The organism is Streptomyces sp. Je 1-332, assembly GCF_040730185.1.
Taxonomy (GTDB): domain Bacteria; phylum Actinomycetota; class Actinomycetes; order Streptomycetales; family Streptomycetaceae; genus Streptomyces.
Genome location: NZ_CP160402.1, coordinates 3,157,791 through 3,172,991 on the forward strand (window position 1 = coordinate 3,157,791; position 15,201 = coordinate 3,172,991).

Annotated in this window: 14 protein-coding genes; 6 read left to right on the forward strand and 8 right to left on the reverse strand. The window is 69.9% G+C overall.

The genetic code is table 11. The features are described from left to right. Positions 1-63: 63 nt before the first annotated feature. The 4 genes from ABXJ52_RS14325 (at position 64) to ABXJ52_RS14340 (ending at position 3,525) form a co-directional block, all read left to right on the forward strand. Positions 64-363: a hypothetical protein gene (locus tag ABXJ52_RS14325; protein WP_367042417.1), complete on the forward strand. Its 300-nt coding sequence runs from the start codon at positions 64-66 to the stop codon at positions 361-363. Further along, complete coding sequence (locus ABXJ52_RS14330) at positions 360-1,568, forward strand: putative T7SS-secreted protein (protein ID WP_367042419.1); 1,209 nt, start codon at positions 360-362, stop codon at positions 1,566-1,568. Before ABXJ52_RS14325 ends, ABXJ52_RS14330 begins: the two co-directional genes overlap by 4 nt. Further along, the gene (locus tag ABXJ52_RS14335) at positions 1,565-2,218 is read left to right on the forward strand and encodes a hypothetical protein (protein ID WP_367042421.1); all 654 of its coding nucleotides are present in this window, start codon (positions 1,565-1,567) and stop codon (positions 2,216-2,218) included. Before ABXJ52_RS14330 ends, ABXJ52_RS14335 begins: the two co-directional genes overlap by 4 nt. 263 nt (positions 2,219-2,481) lie before the next feature. Beyond that, positions 2,482-3,525 (forward strand): hypothetical protein, encoded by a 1,044-nt coding sequence (locus tag ABXJ52_RS14340; RefSeq protein WP_367042422.1) that lies wholly within the window; start codon positions 2,482-2,484, stop codon positions 3,523-3,525. A 7-nt stretch (positions 3,526-3,532) separates the two neighbouring features. Here the strand turns inward: ABXJ52_RS14340 and ABXJ52_RS14345 are convergent, their stop codons facing one another. Beyond that, positions 3,533-4,096: a MarR family transcriptional regulator gene (locus tag ABXJ52_RS14345; RefSeq protein WP_367042424.1), complete on the reverse strand. Its 564-nt coding sequence runs from the start codon at positions 4,094-4,096 to the stop codon at positions 3,533-3,535. Positions 4,097-4,244: 148 nt separating this feature from the next. Here ABXJ52_RS14345 and ABXJ52_RS14350 point away from each other — a divergent pair, with 148 nt between their 5' ends. Next, complete coding sequence (locus ABXJ52_RS14350; RefSeq protein WP_367042426.1) at positions 4,245-5,201, forward strand: EamA family transporter; 957 nt, start codon at positions 4,245-4,247, stop codon at positions 5,199-5,201. 237 nt (positions 5,202-5,438) lie between these two features. On the opposite strand, the gene ABXJ52_RS14355 is transcribed toward ABXJ52_RS14350, so the two are convergent. The 4 genes from ABXJ52_RS14355 to ABXJ52_RS14370 all read right to left on the reverse strand — a co-directional run bounded on the left by ABXJ52_RS14355 (position 5,439) and on the right by ABXJ52_RS14370 (position 11,015). Further along, a complete protein-coding gene (locus ABXJ52_RS14355; protein WP_367042428.1) occupies positions 5,439-6,752 on the reverse strand; it encodes an acyltransferase in 1,314 nt (437 codons plus the stop codon). Next, positions 6,749-9,064, reverse strand: a complete 2,316-nt coding sequence (locus tag ABXJ52_RS14360; RefSeq protein WP_367042429.1) for a glycosyltransferase — start codon at positions 9,062-9,064, stop codon at positions 6,749-6,751. Before ABXJ52_RS14360 ends, ABXJ52_RS14355 begins: the two co-directional genes overlap by 4 nt. Beyond that, on the reverse strand, positions 9,061-9,651 hold the full coding sequence (locus ABXJ52_RS14365; protein ID WP_367042430.1) for a hypothetical protein: 591 nt from the start codon (positions 9,649-9,651) through the stop codon (positions 9,061-9,063). The genes ABXJ52_RS14360 and ABXJ52_RS14365 overlap by 4 nt, the downstream gene beginning before the upstream one ends. Before the next feature lie 341 nt (positions 9,652-9,992). Further along, a complete protein-coding gene (locus ABXJ52_RS14370) occupies positions 9,993-11,015 on the reverse strand; it encodes a LysR family transcriptional regulator (protein ID WP_367042432.1) in 1,023 nt (340 codons plus the stop codon). 83 nt (positions 11,016-11,098) lie between these two features. Between ABXJ52_RS14370 and ABXJ52_RS14375 the strand changes: the two genes are divergently transcribed. Next, the gene (locus tag ABXJ52_RS14375) at positions 11,099-12,412 is read left to right on the forward strand and encodes an MFS transporter (RefSeq protein WP_367042434.1); all 1,314 of its coding nucleotides are present in this window, start codon (positions 11,099-11,101) and stop codon (positions 12,410-12,412) included. Here ABXJ52_RS14375 and dacB read toward each other — a convergent pair. The 3 genes from dacB to ABXJ52_RS14390 all read right to left on the reverse strand — a co-directional run bounded on the left by dacB (position 12,336) and on the right by ABXJ52_RS14390 (position 15,161). Then, on the reverse strand, positions 12,336-13,928 hold the full coding sequence (dacB, locus tag ABXJ52_RS14380; RefSeq protein ID WP_367042436.1) for a D-alanyl-D-alanine carboxypeptidase/D-alanyl-D-alanine-endopeptidase: 1,593 nt from the start codon (positions 13,926-13,928) through the stop codon (positions 12,336-12,338). The two genes, ABXJ52_RS14375 and dacB, sit on opposite strands and share 77 nt — an antisense overlap. A gap of 178 nt (positions 13,929-14,106) precedes the next feature. Next, entirely contained in the window at positions 14,107-14,892 is a 786-nt protein-coding gene (locus ABXJ52_RS14385; RefSeq protein WP_367042438.1) for a collagen-like protein, read from the reverse strand. Next, the gene (locus tag ABXJ52_RS14390) at positions 14,889-15,161 is read right to left on the reverse strand and encodes a hypothetical protein (RefSeq protein WP_367042440.1); all 273 of its coding nucleotides are present in this window, start codon (positions 15,159-15,161) and stop codon (positions 14,889-14,891) included. Before ABXJ52_RS14390 ends, ABXJ52_RS14385 begins: the two co-directional genes overlap by 4 nt. Positions 15,162-15,201: the final 40 nt, after the last annotated feature.

Sequence of the window (15,201 nt, forward strand, 5' to 3'; positions counted from 1 at the left end):
GCTCGCCGCCCAGCTGCGCAATTGCACCGAGAAGCAGGCGAGCCCTGAGACAGGGAGATGAACGTGAGCGACCTCTATATCGACAGCGACATGCTGGACCGGGTACGTCGCAACCTGCGAAACATTGAAGATCTCCTAGGGAAGCCGATTCGCGCGATGGCTGATATCGACGCTAAGGCCATGGGGGCCATAGAACTCGAGCACCGCATGGATGAGTTCGGCGGCGAGTGGGCATACGGCATCAGCCAGATGAAGAAGTTCGCCAAAGGGGCAGCGAAGACGCTGGACGCCATCGAGAAACAGTTCGACAAACTCGACGTCGACCTGGCCGCCGAACTATCGAAGGCGGCAAAAGAGAAGTGAGCGCTCCCTCTGTCGAGGCCTTCCCGGTCCTCGGGTTTGTTCCGTGCCCTGGTGACCACGACGCGGTCGACAGGGTGGCCGCCGCGATCCGTGAGACGTGTGGCGCGCTCGGCGAAATCAAACGAGTCCTCCGGGCGGCCGATGACGGCGAATGGCGAGGTAAGGCCGCCGTCGCCTTCCGAGAACTACTCGATGACGATTTCCGACCGAAGATCGAGGACGCCTTCGACTCCTTCGACGGCGCCAAAGATGTGGCCCGGAGCTGGGCCGACTACATGCGCGACAAGCAGAAGGTGGCACGCAGCCTGGAAAGGGAGGCCGCCGAGGCCCAACGTGCCGCTGACAAGGCGAAGAACGAGAGGGAAAAAACCAGGGACGAGCCAGATTCGGCCCAGAAGCAAGGTTCACCCAACGGCACGCTCGATGAGACCGATCCCGTCGAAGAAGTACGCCGGCGAGCACGCACCCTTCACCGCAATTACGAGAGCGAAGGCGAAGCAGCAGCCAGCCGTCTGAAGAAGGCTATTGATGTCGCCCCCAATGAACCTGGATTCTGGGAGGATTTGGGAGATAAAATCGGCGGTTGGCTTGATGACATCGGCGACTTCCTTGCCAAGTTGCACGACTACGCCATCGAATACCTGGGAAAGATCGCACCCCTACTGGACCTGATCGGGGACATCGCTGGCCTACTCAGCGCACTAACAGGCCTCTTGGCCTTCATTCCAGGTCTCCAGTTCCTTGCGGCTGCTTCTCTATTCCTGTCGGGCACAGCACTCGCAGCACACTATCTATCCGCGGTCGGTACCACCGGAAGCTTCGGCAAGGCGGTACTGACCAAGGACGTCATCGTGGACGCCGCCGGATTCGGCCTCGCCAAAATGGGCAGCAAGGTCGGGGACAATGTTCTTTCCGCCGCCAGACTGTCGGGTGCGCCGACGCGCACGGTGCGCCAACTTGTAGGCCCGGCCAAGGAAGTTCCGTTCGGGTTCTTCCATCTTGCGATGGGTGGATCAAGCGCCGCTGGAAGCGCAGGGTACGCCATGGGACAGAACGAAATGTCCTCACGCACTGCGGCGTTCTTCATGACCTGGACAGGAAACGGGATGACGGCTGAGGGCGGCGGCGACGCCATTGAGACGGTGGGCAAGATCGCCACATGGGAGTTCGGTCCGACCACTCAGCAGCCGAAGGTGACCGAATGAGCAGCTACACCACGCCTGCACGCGCCATCGAACCCGGCTACGTCAAGCTCTGCATCCCGCCCGACTGGTTCGATCTCATGAGTTGCGGGGGCGACAGAGAGGCAACTCGGGCGAACTGTGCCGAACTCATTCGCGTTACCTATCCGAGCACTCCGGCCGACCGCCGGGAGGAGTTCACCGACGTCCTGATGCTGCGTTACGACCACCTCTTCGCCAATGGTGTGCTGATGCACGGGGTCGTCACCGCTCCGTTGCCGAGTACGGGCGCGCCGGTGGTCTGGCAGATTTTCGCAGGTATCGTCGCCGTGCCACCAGCGCCGCCCGAACTCGACCTCGGTGCACTCTTGTCCCGCGTCCTCGACGAGGCACTCGTGCAGGGCATGGCCTACGCCGAGCGATTCACCACCGACATGGGCGTCGGCATCGGATTCATGGCGCAGCCCCCAGTGGAGGTTCCTGCCGGCTGGATAGCCGATGTGCCGCCCGATCTGCGGACAGGCCTGGCTGGCGTGCTGAGCTGCCCTCCTGAGGGGGGCAAGGGGCTCCTGGTCATGGGAACGTGCCTCGATCCCGATCAGGTCCGGGAACTAGCTGGCCTGGTGGCCGTGATAGCCGGACACTCAGTCTTTGTGACTCCGGACAGCAGTTGATCTGAACAACAGGGCGACAGAGGAACCTAATGACCAATACCGCCAGCGACCACCCCGTGACGAGACGGTCGCCTCTGCGGGCTGAACCCGTGCCCGATCCGCCCGGCCCACCAGAGTCGTGGCCCAGTCGCCCCGAACTCCTGCGAGCGCAGGCGCAGGCACTCGGCACACTTGTCCGAGAGGATCTTTCAAGGCTTCGAGCAGCCGCGTACTTCGCGTGTGCGGTAGCAGTCTCCTTCATCGTGACGGTTGTGCCGGCAGTAATGACCGACACCCTCACGTCCGACACGAGTGACGCTGCCGACGTGGCGGTGTATGCGGTGCTGTTCGCCATCCTCCTCGGGGTCATCGCCGTGCCTGCTCTGCTGGTACTGCGCGCCTTGCGTACCCGAGGGAGGCGCCGCTGGTACTTGCTTCGCGAGTGGGCGAAGGTGGACCGCGGCCACGATGCGCAGTTCCCCACTGCTTACGGCACACAGACCCCCCACGCGCGATTCATGGGCGCGGGCCTGATTTTCCTCCTGCTGGTCGCTCTCGCGGCGACCTTGATCGCGTCCTCAACCGACCCGCAGGCCGCTGCGGCTCTCCCCGGCGTCGTCGTCGCCGGGCTGTTCACCTGGGCCCCGATCAAGAAGTACGCCGTTCGGCACACCTGGGCCGGACGGGAACAGGCAGCACGAGGGCGGGCGCGCATGCGCCAGGTGCACCGAGACCGGCTGACGGAGGCGGCGCCGATCCAGCAGCCTGGGGTTCACCCGGGACTTCTCTACATCGCCTGCCTCAGTCCGACGGTCATCGTCGGCATCATCCTTCTCGTGGCGCGCCCGAAGAACGTCGCCGTACTGGCTGTTCTTGGCCTGCTCGCACTAGCCTGCCTTGCGCTGAGTGCACCACTGCTCCTGCTCAAGCGACGTCGCGAGCGCATCGTGCTCGCCGAAGCCGCGAACGCACTGCGCCCGTCGTTCAACGCCGGAGTAGTTGTGCGTCCAGTCCGCTATGGCCTCAATGAGCTGCCCGAGCAGAGGGAAGCCCACTCGTCGTACGCGTGGGACGACGGCCCGCCGCGTATCGGCGCCCTGGCCATCCGAACCGAGACCCTGAGCCTCCGCGGAACCGACGGGGGCGCCCTCGACATCCCTCTGACCGACCTCGCTGGAGTTGTTTACCTGCCGTCGGCCGCCGCCTGGCTGCATCCCAGCGTCGACCTGCTCTTGCATTCAGGGCCAGGCATCGAGCTCAGATCCCCTCATGCCAAGGACATCGCTGCCGCACTCGCCGACAGCGGGGTAGCGGTGACGCCGATGTGACCCGCACTCACCCCAAGCGCGTATCCCCCAGCGAAACCAACAACCTCCGCAACGCCCCGTCCAGCGCCCGGCGGTCAGCTGCCGACAGGGGGGCCAGCATGCGTTCCTCGTTCGTCACGTGGTCCACCACCGCGCGGTCGACCAGCTCGCGGCCCGCCTCCGTCAGGCGGACCCGGATCGCTCGGCGGTCGGACGGGTCGGGGTGGCGTTCGATCAGGCCCTTGCGTTCCAGTTTGTCGAGACGGTTGGTGATCGCGCCCGACGTCACCATGGCCGTCTTGAGGAGGCCGCCCGCCGTCAGTTCGTGCGGGGCGCCCACCCGGCGCAGCGTGGCCAGTACGTCGAACTCCGCGAACTCCAGGCCGTGTTCGGCGAAGATCGGCTTCATTCCCTTGCTCAGCAGGTGGTCCGCCCGCTTGATGCGGCCCACCAGGGCCATCGCATCCAGGCCCGCCGCGTCCATGTCCGGGCGCTCACGGTGCCACTGGGCGCGCAGCTCGTCGATGGCGTCGGTGTCAGCGACGGCGTCCGCGGTCGCGTCGGCCTTCGGGTCCGTCTTCGGGTCGGGCATCGGCTCGTCCGTCCTCTCCTGCCTCGGGGTGGGTCCGCCCGGGGATCAGTTATCTCAACGCTCAGATACTTGACGTTCGTAGACCTGAGGCCCATGGTTATCTCAACGTTGAGAATAACAGCGTTCAGCGAAACCTAGGGGGAGCCTCATGTCCATCAGCAGCCCGCGCGCCGGCACCGGCACCAGCACCGCCGCCAACCAGACCACCGGCGGCGGCCGGCCCGCCCCCGGCCGCCGCACCTCCGCCCTCGCCGCCGCGGGCCTCGCCGCCATCGGCCCCGCAACGTGGGGCACCACCTACGTCACGACCACCGAACTGCTGCCCCCGGACCGCCCGTTGCTCGCCGCGGCCCTGCGCGCGCTGCCCGCCGGGCTCATCCTGCTCGCCCTCACCCGGCGGCTGCCGAGCGGCGACTGGTGGTGGAAGGCGGGGGTTCTCGGGCTGCTCAACTTCGGGGCCTTCTTCCCGCTGCTGTTCTTCGGCGCCTACCACCTTCCCGGCGGCGTCGCCTCGACGGTCGGCGCCGTCATGCCGCTGCTCGTCGCGGGCTTCGGGATCGGTGTGCTGAAGGTGCGGCCCACGCGGCGCACGCTGATCGCCGGGCTCGTGGGGGTCGGCGGCGTCGGGCTGCTCGTCCTGCGCGGCAGCGCCTCCGTCGACCTCGCGGGAATCGTGGCCATGCTGGTCGCCACCACGCTGATGGCGCTCGCCGTCGTACTCAGCAAGCGCTGGGGACGGCCGGAGGGTGTCTCGTTGCTCGCTCTCACCGGATGGCAACTCACCGCCGGTGGGCTGGTGCTGGCGCCGATCGCCCTCTCCTTCGAGGGGCTCCCCGGCCACTTCACCGGGGCCAACCTCGCCGGCTACGCCTACCTCGGCATCATCGGCACCGCCGTCGCGTACGCCCTCTGGTTCCGCGGCATCGAGCGGCTCCCCGCGTCGTCCGTCTCGTTCCTGGGGCTCACGAACCCCGTCGTCGCCACCCTCGCCGGGCTGCTCCTGCTCGGGCAGACGCTCACCCTCTGGCAGGTCGCCGGGCTCGTACTGGTCGTGGCGAGCGTCCTGGTCGGGCAGGGCCGCCGCCGCAGGACCCGCATCTCGTAGCCCCGAGCACAACATCCCCCCGAAGAACGCCACCAGACCCGCCCCCGGCCGCGAGCCCGAACACGCCGCCGTCACCGCCGTGGCGGTCCTGGACGAGGCCGAACGCCCCAAGCACCACCGCGCCCGCTTCACCGCCGGGTACTGACCGCCCCGCTCCAGCGGTCCTCACCTCAGGTCCGCTCCAGCGGCCCTCACCTCAGCCCCGCTGGAACTCCCGCTCGGCGCCGCCCGCAGAACTCAGCCCCGGTGCGCCCCGCCCCGCGAAGGCGCGGCAGAGCGCCGGGACTTCGCCCCGTTCGGCCACAGCCTCGGGCTCCGCTTCGCCGCGAGGTCCTCGATCCAGCCCACGGCCATCACCATCAGGCCGATCAACGGCCAGACCAGGACGGTCATCCACAGCATGTACGTCGAGTCGAGCGCCGAGCTCCAGCGCTCGTCCTGCATGAACGGCAGGTCGTACGCCATGTCGATGATCGGCACCGTAGCCATGATCAGGAGGTTGTGCCAGAGATAGATCGTCACCGCTCGGTTGTTGGAGAGGGTGATGAGCTTGTCCCAGCTCTTCAGGCGGCCCGGCAGCTCCTGCCAGGACGGCGAGTACTGGAAGAGGATGACGACGAAGCCGAACGACCAGGCCGCCTGGGCCAGCGGGATGTCGTTCAGGTCCCAGCCGTCCGGACCCAGATGGCCCGAGGCCCACCACAGGCCGAAGGCCATGATCAGGGCCGAGACCGACACCGCCACGTAGCGCGGGACGCGGGCCAGCACGCCCTCCTGGTGCGCCATGCCGAGGACCCAGCAGCTGCCGTACACCCCGAAGTCCGAGACCGCGTTGCCCGTCTCGCCGGGGATCTTGACGATCTCCGTGGCGAGCACCGCCGTCAGGGCGAGCGGGGCGAAGAGCGTCGCCCACGGGACCCTGCGGAACGCCCACAGCAGGAGCGGCGAGGCGATGACGAACCAGAGGTACGCGCGGAGGTACCAGAGCGGGCCCGCCGCCTGGGCCGGCCAGGTGTCCTCCAGGAGGCCCGCCTTGTCCCCGATGTGCCAGGGGAAGGGCGGGGCGCCGATCGGGAACACGTAGTTGACCAGGCTGACCAGGCCCCACGTGTCCCCGTGGTCCGGGTCCTTGGTGACGTTCCAGCCGCCGTAGAAGAGGAGGAAGAGCGCGACCGCGCTGAACGCCCACATGGGCGGGAGCAGCCGGCGTATTCGGCCTCTGATCACTCCCCATGCCGGGCGCTTCAGCGAGCGCGCCATCAGCGCGCCCGCCAGGGCGAACATCACGCCCATGGAGGGGAACAGGATCGTCAGCCAGGCCCAGCCGAACAGGTGGTAGACGACGACGCGGACCAGGGCCAGCGAGCGCAGGACGTCGAAGTAGCGGTCACGGCCCGGCTTCTTGGAGGCAGCCGGGGTGGCCGGAGCGGCCGGAGCGGCCGGGGCGGCCGGGGCGGCCAGAGGCCCCGTGGCCGCCGCCGGAGCCGCGGCGGCCCAGGGATCGGCGGTGTGCGCCGGCACCTGGGGCATCGGCTGCGTGGGATAGGTCATGCGACGGGCCTCCGGTCAGGGCTGCCCGTCCGCTGCTGCGGAATCGAGGGCGGAGTTCCAAGGACGCCCGTGCGCCGGAGCTTCTGCCAGCGAAGGCGGCCTCCGGTCAGGGCGGTGATCCAGGACTGCAGCAGCACGACGTACATCAGCTGCCGGTAGAGGATCTGCTGCAGGGGCAGCGAGATCAGGTGGGTCATGCGCTCGCGGTCCAGCCGGAAGGCGTACGCCGCGCACACCGCCTGGACGGCGAGCACGCCGAGCCACGCGATGATCGTCTTCTGGGTGGGCCCGAAGACCAGGCCGTAGAGCAGGAACACGTCGATCAGGGGCGCCAGGAGCGGTGCCAGGACCATGAACAACGACACCAGTGGCATGCCCACCCGGCCGAAGCGGCCCGAGGGACCGGACTCGATCACCGAGCGGCGGTGCTTCCAGATCGCCTGCATCGTGCCGTACGACCAGCGGTAGCGCTGCGACCACAGCTGCTGCACCGTCTCCGGCGCCTCGGTCCACGCGCGCGCCTTCTCGGCGTACACGACCCGCCAGCCGTCGCGGTGCATCGCCATCGTGATGTCCGTGTCCTCGGCGAGGGTGTCGTCGCTCATGCCGCCGACCCGCTCCAGGGCCGAACGCCGGAAGGCTCCCACGGCGCCGGGGATGGTCGGCATGCAACCGAGCATGTCGTACATCCGGCGGTCGAGGTTGAAGCCCATCACGTACTCGATGTGCTGCCAGGCACCGATCAGCGAATCCCTGTTGCCGACCTTCGCGTTGCCCGCGACGGCGCCCACGCGCGGGTCGCCGAACGGCTGCACCAGCTCGCGCACGGTGGACTGCTCGAAGACCGTGTCGCCGTCCATCATCACGATGAGGTCGTAACGGGCGTTGGCTATACCGCGGTTGAGGGCGGCGGGCTTGCCCGCGTTCTGCTGCCGTACGACGCGTACGTTCGGCAGGCGGAGTCCCTCGACGATCAGCGCGGTGCCGTCGGACGAGCCGTCGTCGATGACGATGATCTCGATGGGGTGGTCGCTCGTCATCAGTGAACGGACCGTGGCCTCGATGCACTTGGCCTCGTTGTAGGCGGGCACGAGGACCGACACCGGTTCGGTGATGTCGGGGCCCCAGCGGAAGCCACGCCTGCGCACCTTGCGCGCGTGCACCGCGGAGAGCAGCAGCATCATGCCGAAGCGGAGCATGACCAGGGACCCGATCACGGCGAGGGCCACGACGAGTACGCCGGTGATCTTCTCCGACGCCCCGACCAGGAAGACCCAGGCCTTGCCCTTCCACAGGTCGAGGCCGCTGACCGGCGCGTGCGCGCTGGGTGCGTCCAGGGCCTCGGTGAGATTGGTGAAGTGGTAGCCCTTGTCCTGCAGATCGGGCAGGAACGTGTCGAGCGCGGCCACCGTCTGCGAGCGGTCGCCTCCGGAGTCGTGCATCAGGACGATGGCGCCGTCGCCGTTCTTGGGCGTGGCCCGGCGAATGATCTCGTCGACGCCGGGACGCTTCCAGTCCTCGCTGTCGGTGTTGTTGACGACGGTGAGGTAGCCGCGGCTGCCGATGTACTGCGTCACCGGCCAGGACTTGTTGTCCATGGCGTCGGAGAAGGAGGAGTACGGCGGGCGGAAGAGGGAGGTGCGGACACCGGCGGCGCCCGCGAGGGCGAGCTGGTTCTGCGAGAGCTCCCAGTCGATGCGGCTCTTCGACTGGTACGACAGGTCGGGGTGGTTGAACGTGTGCAGGCCGACCTCGTGGCCCTCGTCCACCATGCGCTCGACCAGGTCGGGGTGGCGCGATGCCATCGTGCCGGTGACGAAGAAGACGCCGTGCGCGTGGTGCTTCTTCAGTACGTCGAGGACCTTGGGCGTCCACTCCGGGTCCGGGCCGTCGTCGAAGGTCAGTACGAGGCGGTGGCGGGGGACGCTCAGCGTCTCCTCGTGGCCGCCGCGGGTGTCGATGACCGGGCCGCCGCCCTCGAGGATCTTCTTCGGGACCTGGTCGGTGGCCGCGGGCGGGCGCACGCGGTGGTCGGCGAGGATCTCGCTGTGGGTGTAGCCCCGCAGCATGAGCATCGCCATCAGGGCGACCAGGAGGAGCAGGGGCAGGAGATAACGCAGGGGCAGCCTGCGTCGCTTGCCGCCGCGGGCCGGCTGGGCGCGGCGTCGGCCGCCGCCACCGCCGCCGCGGGTCTGCGCTCGGGCGTTCCGGTTCTGGGCGCGGGCGTTCCTGTTCTGGGCGCGGGCGTTCCGGGGCTGGGCGTGACTGTGCCGGGAGCCGGCGGACCGGCCCCTGTTGGTGCGGGTGTTCATAGCTGTGCGCCCTCCGAGGGCTGCTGGCCTGCGCCTCGCGGGGACAGCTGACCGGCCGCCCGGGCGCTCTGCGGGGACTGTTGGTCGGCGGCGGGCTGCACGGCGGGGACTTCGCCGCCGCCTCCGGACGCGCCTGGCGGGGTCTCGGTGGACGGGTCCGGGTCCGGCGTCGTGGGGTCGTCGGTCGGGTCCGGGTCCGGGTCCGGCTTCGGGGGGTCGTCGGTCGGGTCGGGGTCCCCGCCGCCGTCCGTGGGGTCGGGGTCGGGCTTGCCGCCGCCGTCCGTGGGGTCCGGGTCGGGCGAATCGCCCGGCTCGACCTTGCCGTCCTTCGTCTTCGACGGGTCGGGCCTGCCGTCGTCGCCGGTCGCGGGAGCGGTGGTGCCGCTCTCCGACGCTCCGGGTGACGGGGTCGCGCCGGGTGAGGCGGAGGGGTCGAGGGGGTCGGCCGGGCGGTCCGGTGTGTCCACCTTGCTCGCCGGCTTCTCGTCCTTGGGGTCGATCGGCAGCCAGGGCGCGCTGGAGTTGCCCGAGAGCAGGGTGCTCACGATGATCACCGCGTAGACGGCGCAGGCTATGCCGACGGTCACGCCTATCCGGCGGTACCTCCGGCTGCGGCGGCCCGTCTCGTCGACGAAAACCGGCCCGTCAGGCGCATTCTGATCACTCTCGGCGGCAAGATCCGCCAGCTGTCGCCCCACCCCGTCGATCTGAACGGTGACCTCGTTCGGATCATGGGTGTGTTCCGGTAGGGCACCTTCTCGCCAATTCTCCATGCGTACGCACAACCCCCCACATAACCTGACTCGGGCGCGCACGACTCCGGGCAACTTGCCGTCGGACCGGGCCCCCACCCGGCCCGAGCGCCCCCCTATCACACCGCGCCCGGACCATGAATGTAGCGCACGGCGGTGACAGTCGTACTAATCCTTCATTCCAGGCTCATCATGATGAGGGCATCCGTGGCCGGAACCCACCCGTCCTCGGGCCTTCGCAGCCACCCCTCGGCGGCGGCCAGCTCGGCCGCCGCCGCACGCAGAGCGTCGACCCCCGGGTGCGCGAGCCCCTTTCTCCACACCAGGGACACGGGTGACAGTGGTACGGGGTCGATCAGGGGCCGCAGGACCGCTTCGGGCATGGCCGGAAAGTCCACCACGGTGAGGACCGGGGTCCGATTCTTGGCCATGATCCGCCCGAACTCCTCGGTGCCCACCGCGAGGGGCGCGGGCGCCGCCACCTCGATCCCGCGTCCCTCGAAAAGGCGATGCGCGAGGTCGGTCCACTCCAGCGTCCGGGGGTTCCCCGCCCCCGCGTACACGCTCTCCCCCGCGAGCGCGCCGAGCGGCACCGCGTCGAGCTCGGCCAGGGGGTGGCCGAGCGGCAGCAGCACCGCCATCGGCTCGTACCGCACGGGCTGGTGGGCGAGCCGTGCCCGCACCGCCGGTTCGAGCCCGGCGTACCGCCCGAAGGAGACGTCGAGCCGACCGGCAAGGATCTCGGCGGCGGCCCCGGTGAGTCCGCTCTCGAAGCGGGCCATCAGCTCACACTCCGGGACGAGTTCGCGGGCCCGCTCCAGGACGCGGCCGCAGGTGAGCCCCGGGCTGTTCAGGTCCACGAGCAGCGGGCGCGCCGCACCTCCGCTTCCCGTGCCGCGCGCGAAGGCCGCCGTCAGGTCGTCCTGCGCCTCGATGACCCGCCGCGCGTACGGCAGCAGCCGCTCACCCTCACCGGTCAGCGTGACCTGCCGCGTCGTCCGCACGAAGAGATCGGCCCCCAACTCCCGCTCCAGGCGGCGCACATCGCGGCTGAGCGCCTGCTGGGCGACGTACAGCCTGGCGGCGGCCCGCGTGAAGTGCAGCTCTTCGGAGACGGCCAGGAAGGCGCGCAGGAGGCGGGGGTCCAGGTCGCGGGGCGCACCGGGTATGCGGGGTTGTGCCCGCGGCTCTGCTGTCACTCCGGGAACTTACAACGGGAGTGCGTGAGTCGGGCCCCAGAAGGTGTTGGACCCCACACCACCGCCCCGGTGAGGGTGATCCCATGCCGCCCGCCGAATCCCATGGGCCTCACGAGCCTCACGAGCCTCGCCGTCCCCGCCTGCCCCACACCTCCCGCGCGCCCCGCCGCAACCCTTACGCCCGCCTCTTCCGCATACCCGGAGCCACCGCCTTCACCATCGGCAACCTCATCGCCCGCCTCCCCATGGGCATGTTCAGCGTCAGCGCCGTCATCATGATCGCCGGAGCACGCGGTTCGTACGCGCTCGCCGGCGCCGTCACCGCGACGGGCCTCGCCGCGACCGCCGTCGTGGCCCCCTGGACGGCGCGGCTCGTCGACCGGCACGGCCAGGCGCGGATCGCCGTCCCTGCCACCGCGATCGCCGCGCTCGGCTCCCTCTCCCTGCTGCTGTGCGTGCACTACGGGGCGCCCGACTGGACCCTGTTCGCCTCGTACGCCGCGACCGCCACCACCCCCAACACCGGGGGCATGTCCCGGGCCCGCTGGGCCCACCTCCTGAAGGACGACGAGCGGGCCGTGCACACCGCCAACTCCTTCGAACAGGCAGCGGACGAGCTGTGCTTCATGCTCGGACCCGTCCTCGCGGCCTTCCTGTGCGGGGCGCTCTTCCCGGAGGCGGGCACCCTCATCGGCGTCGTGCTGCTCCTGACCGGCGTGCTGCTCTTCGCCGCCCAGCGCGGGACGGAACCGCCGCCCCGGGGACGTACGGCGGACAAGGAGAAGTCGCCCCTTCGCGCGCGCGGGATGCCCACTCTGCTCGCCGCCTTCCTCGCCAGCGGTGCCGTCTTCGGCTCGATGGAGGTCGTGACGATCGCCTACGCCGACGCGCAGGGCCACAAGTCGGCCGCGGGCGTGATCCTCGCGCTCCAGGCCGCGGGCTCCTGTGCGGCAGGCCTCCTCTACGGGACGGTCAAGCCGAGCGGGCCCGCCGACCGCCGTCACATCCTGTGCGCCGCCGCGATGGCGATTTTGATGACGCTGCCGCTCCTGGCGGCCACCCTCACCGGCTCACTCCTTGTGCTCGCCGGGGCTCTCCTTGTCGCCGGTATGGCGACGGCGCCGACGATGGTCACCGGGATGAGCCTGGTCCAACAGCGCACCCCCGAGGGCCGGTTGAACGAGGGCATGACCCTCGCCGTCACCGGCCTCCTCGGGGGCATCGCCTGCGGCGCCGCGTGCGGCGGCTGGGTGGTCGAGCACCTGAGTCCCGCCAGGGGTTACGCGGTCCCGGTCGCCGCCGCGTGCTGCGCGCTGCTGCTCAGCATCGCGCAGGCTTGCGCCACGAGCACTCCAGGTCCCCGCTCGCCTCGGCCGCACGCTCCGAGCGCGGCCTGACCAACACGGCCCTGTCCTCCGTCGACTTGGCGAGCGTCACGACGATCGCGTCCTCCAGGGCCTTCACCGACGACGGCATGTAGTTGTTCAGAATGATGCTGAACACCAGCTCACGCCCGCCCGCATCCTTCACGTACCCCGAAAGAGCGGACGCCCCGGTCAACGAACCCGTCTTCGCCCTTACGTTGAGGGCCGCCGGCGTCCCGCACATCCGGGTGCGCAGGGTACCGCCGACGAACTTGTCCGGGTCGCAGGCCACCGGAAGGGACTTGTACCAGTCGGCGTACCAGGGCTCCCCCTTCGCCGAGAGCAGCAGCTTGGTCAGCTGGTCGGCGGGGGCGTTGTTCTTGCGCGAGAGGCCGGAGCCGTCGACGTGGCGGAGCTTGCCGGGGTCGACACCGGCGGTCTTCAAGTAGCCGCCGATGGCGGCGAGTCCGTCCGGCCAGCTGCCGGGCCGCCCTGTCGCCTCGTACCCCATGGTCTTCGTGAGGTTCTCCGCGTGCATGTTGTTGGAGAGCTTCATGAAGGGAATCATCAGCTCCTTCAACGGCATGGAGTCGTGCGACGCGAGCCGCCGCGCGCCCTTGGGGGTGGCGGTTCCGGCCTTGGTGGGCCCGCTCACCCGCACGCCGTGCGCCTTCAGGGCGTCATGGAAGATCGCGGCGGCGTACCCGGTGGGCTCCCACACGGTGATCCACTCCTTGGTGGCATCACCTCCCACGGGAACGTTGCCGGTGGCCGTGATCGTGTTGGTCCCATGCTCACGCTCGACGGTGAGCGTGTCCTCGCCGCCGGCGGGGACGGTCTTGGCGGTGTTTTCGACGTCCACGTAGTCCGTCTTCGGCGTCACCGACACCTTCGGCCTGTCCCCGGCCTTCGCGCCGGGCGAGGCCTCGACGATGACCGTGCCCGTGTCGTAGTCGGTGTCCGGGGCGACGCTCAGCGGGGAGATCTGGGCGGCGTAGTACGCGAATTCGTCGTCGCCGGCCCAGGTGTCGCCGATGCGCCGGTCGTCGAACCGGGTGTCGTCCGCGACGAGACGCCCGGAGACCTTCCGGACACCGGAGTCGGCGACTTTCCCGGCCAGCCGTCCGTAGTCCTCGGCGAGGGTCGTCGGATCGCCGGTGCCGCGCAGGTACAGGTTTCCGGAGAGGGTGGTGCCGCGCCGCTTGCCGTCGGTGAGCACATCGGTGGTGAAGCGGTAGTCGGGGCCGAGCTGCTCCATGGCGGCCGTGGACGTCAGGAGCTTGGTGTTGGAGGCGGGCATCAGGCGTCCGCTGGGCAGGTGTTGGTAGAGCACGTCACCGGACGCGGCGTCGGCGACGACGACGCTCGCCGTGCCGCCCTCCATCCGGGGATCGCCGAGGATGGTGTCGATGGCCTCGGGCAGGCCGCTGCGTTCGGCATCCGCCCCGGCGGGCGAGCTGACGGAGAGGGTGGCCGCCGCGACGCCGAGCACGGCGGGCCAGATCCAGTGGCGCATACGGGCGTTGACGCGTCTCACAGGTCTACTCATGACCCAGCAGCATCCCCGACTCCCCGCCCCCACAACAGCCCCCACTCCGGTCGACTACACCGACACGCCACATCTGCCATCGCCACCCGGCGCCCAGGGACAGCCGGAGGGGGAGCCCCACCCCGCAGGCAGCCCGAGGCAAGGACCACCCCGCTGATAACAAGCCCCGCGCCCGCCCTCAGTCCGAAGCGTCCAGCTCGCCGCGGCGGCGCGGCAGCAGTGTGGCCAGGAGCAGGATCGCGGGGGCCGGGTCCGAGGGGGTTACGCCGGCCCGGCGGCAGACCAGGGCGTCCGGGTCGGCCTGGGACTGCTGGAGGCTGTAGCCCTCGGGGCAGTTGGGGCCGGCGTCGCCCGACTCGCCCTTGGGGCCGCGCTCACCGCGCGGTCCCGCGGGGCCCGCCGGGCCTTCGGGACCCGCGGCGCCACCCGCACCGTCGGAGCCGCGGGCGCCATCGGCGCCGTTGGTGCCCGGGGGGCCCGCCGCCCCCGCCGGTCCCTCCGGGCCCCGCTCGCCGGCCGCGCCGTCCTTCCCGGCCGCGCCCTCGCCACCGTCCGCTCCCGGTTCACCGGCCTCCCCCGGCTCACCCTGGTCCCCCTTGCGGCCGCCGTCCCCCGGCATCCCCTTCTCGCCCGGCTTCCCGTCCTCACCCGGTGAACCCGCGGCGCCGGGCGAACCCGGTACCCGCTCCCGGGACACGAGGTCATCGACGGCGTCGGAGGGGTCCGGCGCCGCAGGGGTGTCGCCGTGGGAGCGGACCTGCGCGCGCAGGGTCCGTACATCACGGGCCAGGGTGGACACGGCCTCGCCGCGCCGGTCCGCCTCGGTGGCGAGCCGGTCGGCACGGCGGTCACCTGCGTCGATACGGGCCCACAGCAGCGCCGCGACACCGCAGAGCGCGACCAGCACACACACGAGGAAGACGGTGCGCCAACGGCGGGCCAGGAGTCGCTCGAGCTGGATCACGGAGTGCCTCCGAGCCTTTGGTTGGCGATGAGCAGCCGGGCGATCTCGCTCTGGTCGTGGACGTGCAGAGCGTTCAACTCAGCGAGTTTCGTGTCGCGTTCAGCGACCTGCCGCTCCAACCGGTCTCGCTCGGTCTGCAGCTTTTCCGTAAGACTGGAAAAGCCCATGAGCGCGTTCTCACCGCGCTTGCCGAGATAGGCCACCACTGCCGCGCCGAGAACCCCGAGGCTGGCGAGAAGGGAACCTAAGAGCGTGATGGTGGCATCCAAGCGACTGCCTCCTGCACCTTGCGTACTCGGCCGGACTTCC

Bases quoted from the DNA above. Each gene is read 5' to 3' on its own strand.
- ABXJ52_RS14335 (WP_367042421.1), top strand. From the start codon at position 1,565: ATGAGCAGCTACACCACGCCTGCACGCGCCATCGAACCCGGCTACGTC.
- ABXJ52_RS14340 (WP_367042422.1), top strand. From the start codon at position 2,482: ATGACCGACACCCTCACGTCCGACACGAGTGACGCTGCCGACGTGGCG.
- ABXJ52_RS14345 (WP_367042424.1), bottom strand. From the start codon at position 4,096: ATGCCCGACCCGAAGACGGACCCGAAGGCCGACGCGACCGCGGACGCC.
- ABXJ52_RS14350 (WP_367042426.1), top strand. From the start codon at position 4,245: ATGTCCATCAGCAGCCCGCGCGCCGGCACCGGCACCAGCACCGCCGCC.
- ABXJ52_RS14355 (WP_367042428.1), bottom strand. From the start codon at position 6,752: ATGACCTATCCCACGCAGCCGATGCCCCAGGTGCCGGCGCACACCGCC.
- ABXJ52_RS14360 (WP_367042429.1), bottom strand. From the start codon at position 9,064: ATGAACACCCGCACCAACAGGGGCCGGTCCGCCGGCTCCCGGCACAGT.
- ABXJ52_RS14375 (WP_367042434.1), top strand. From the start codon at position 11,099: ATGCCGCCCGCCGAATCCCATGGGCCTCACGAGCCTCACGAGCCTCGC.
- dacB (WP_367042436.1), bottom strand. From the start codon at position 13,928: ATGAGTAGACCTGTGAGACGCGTCAACGCCCGTATGCGCCACTGGATC.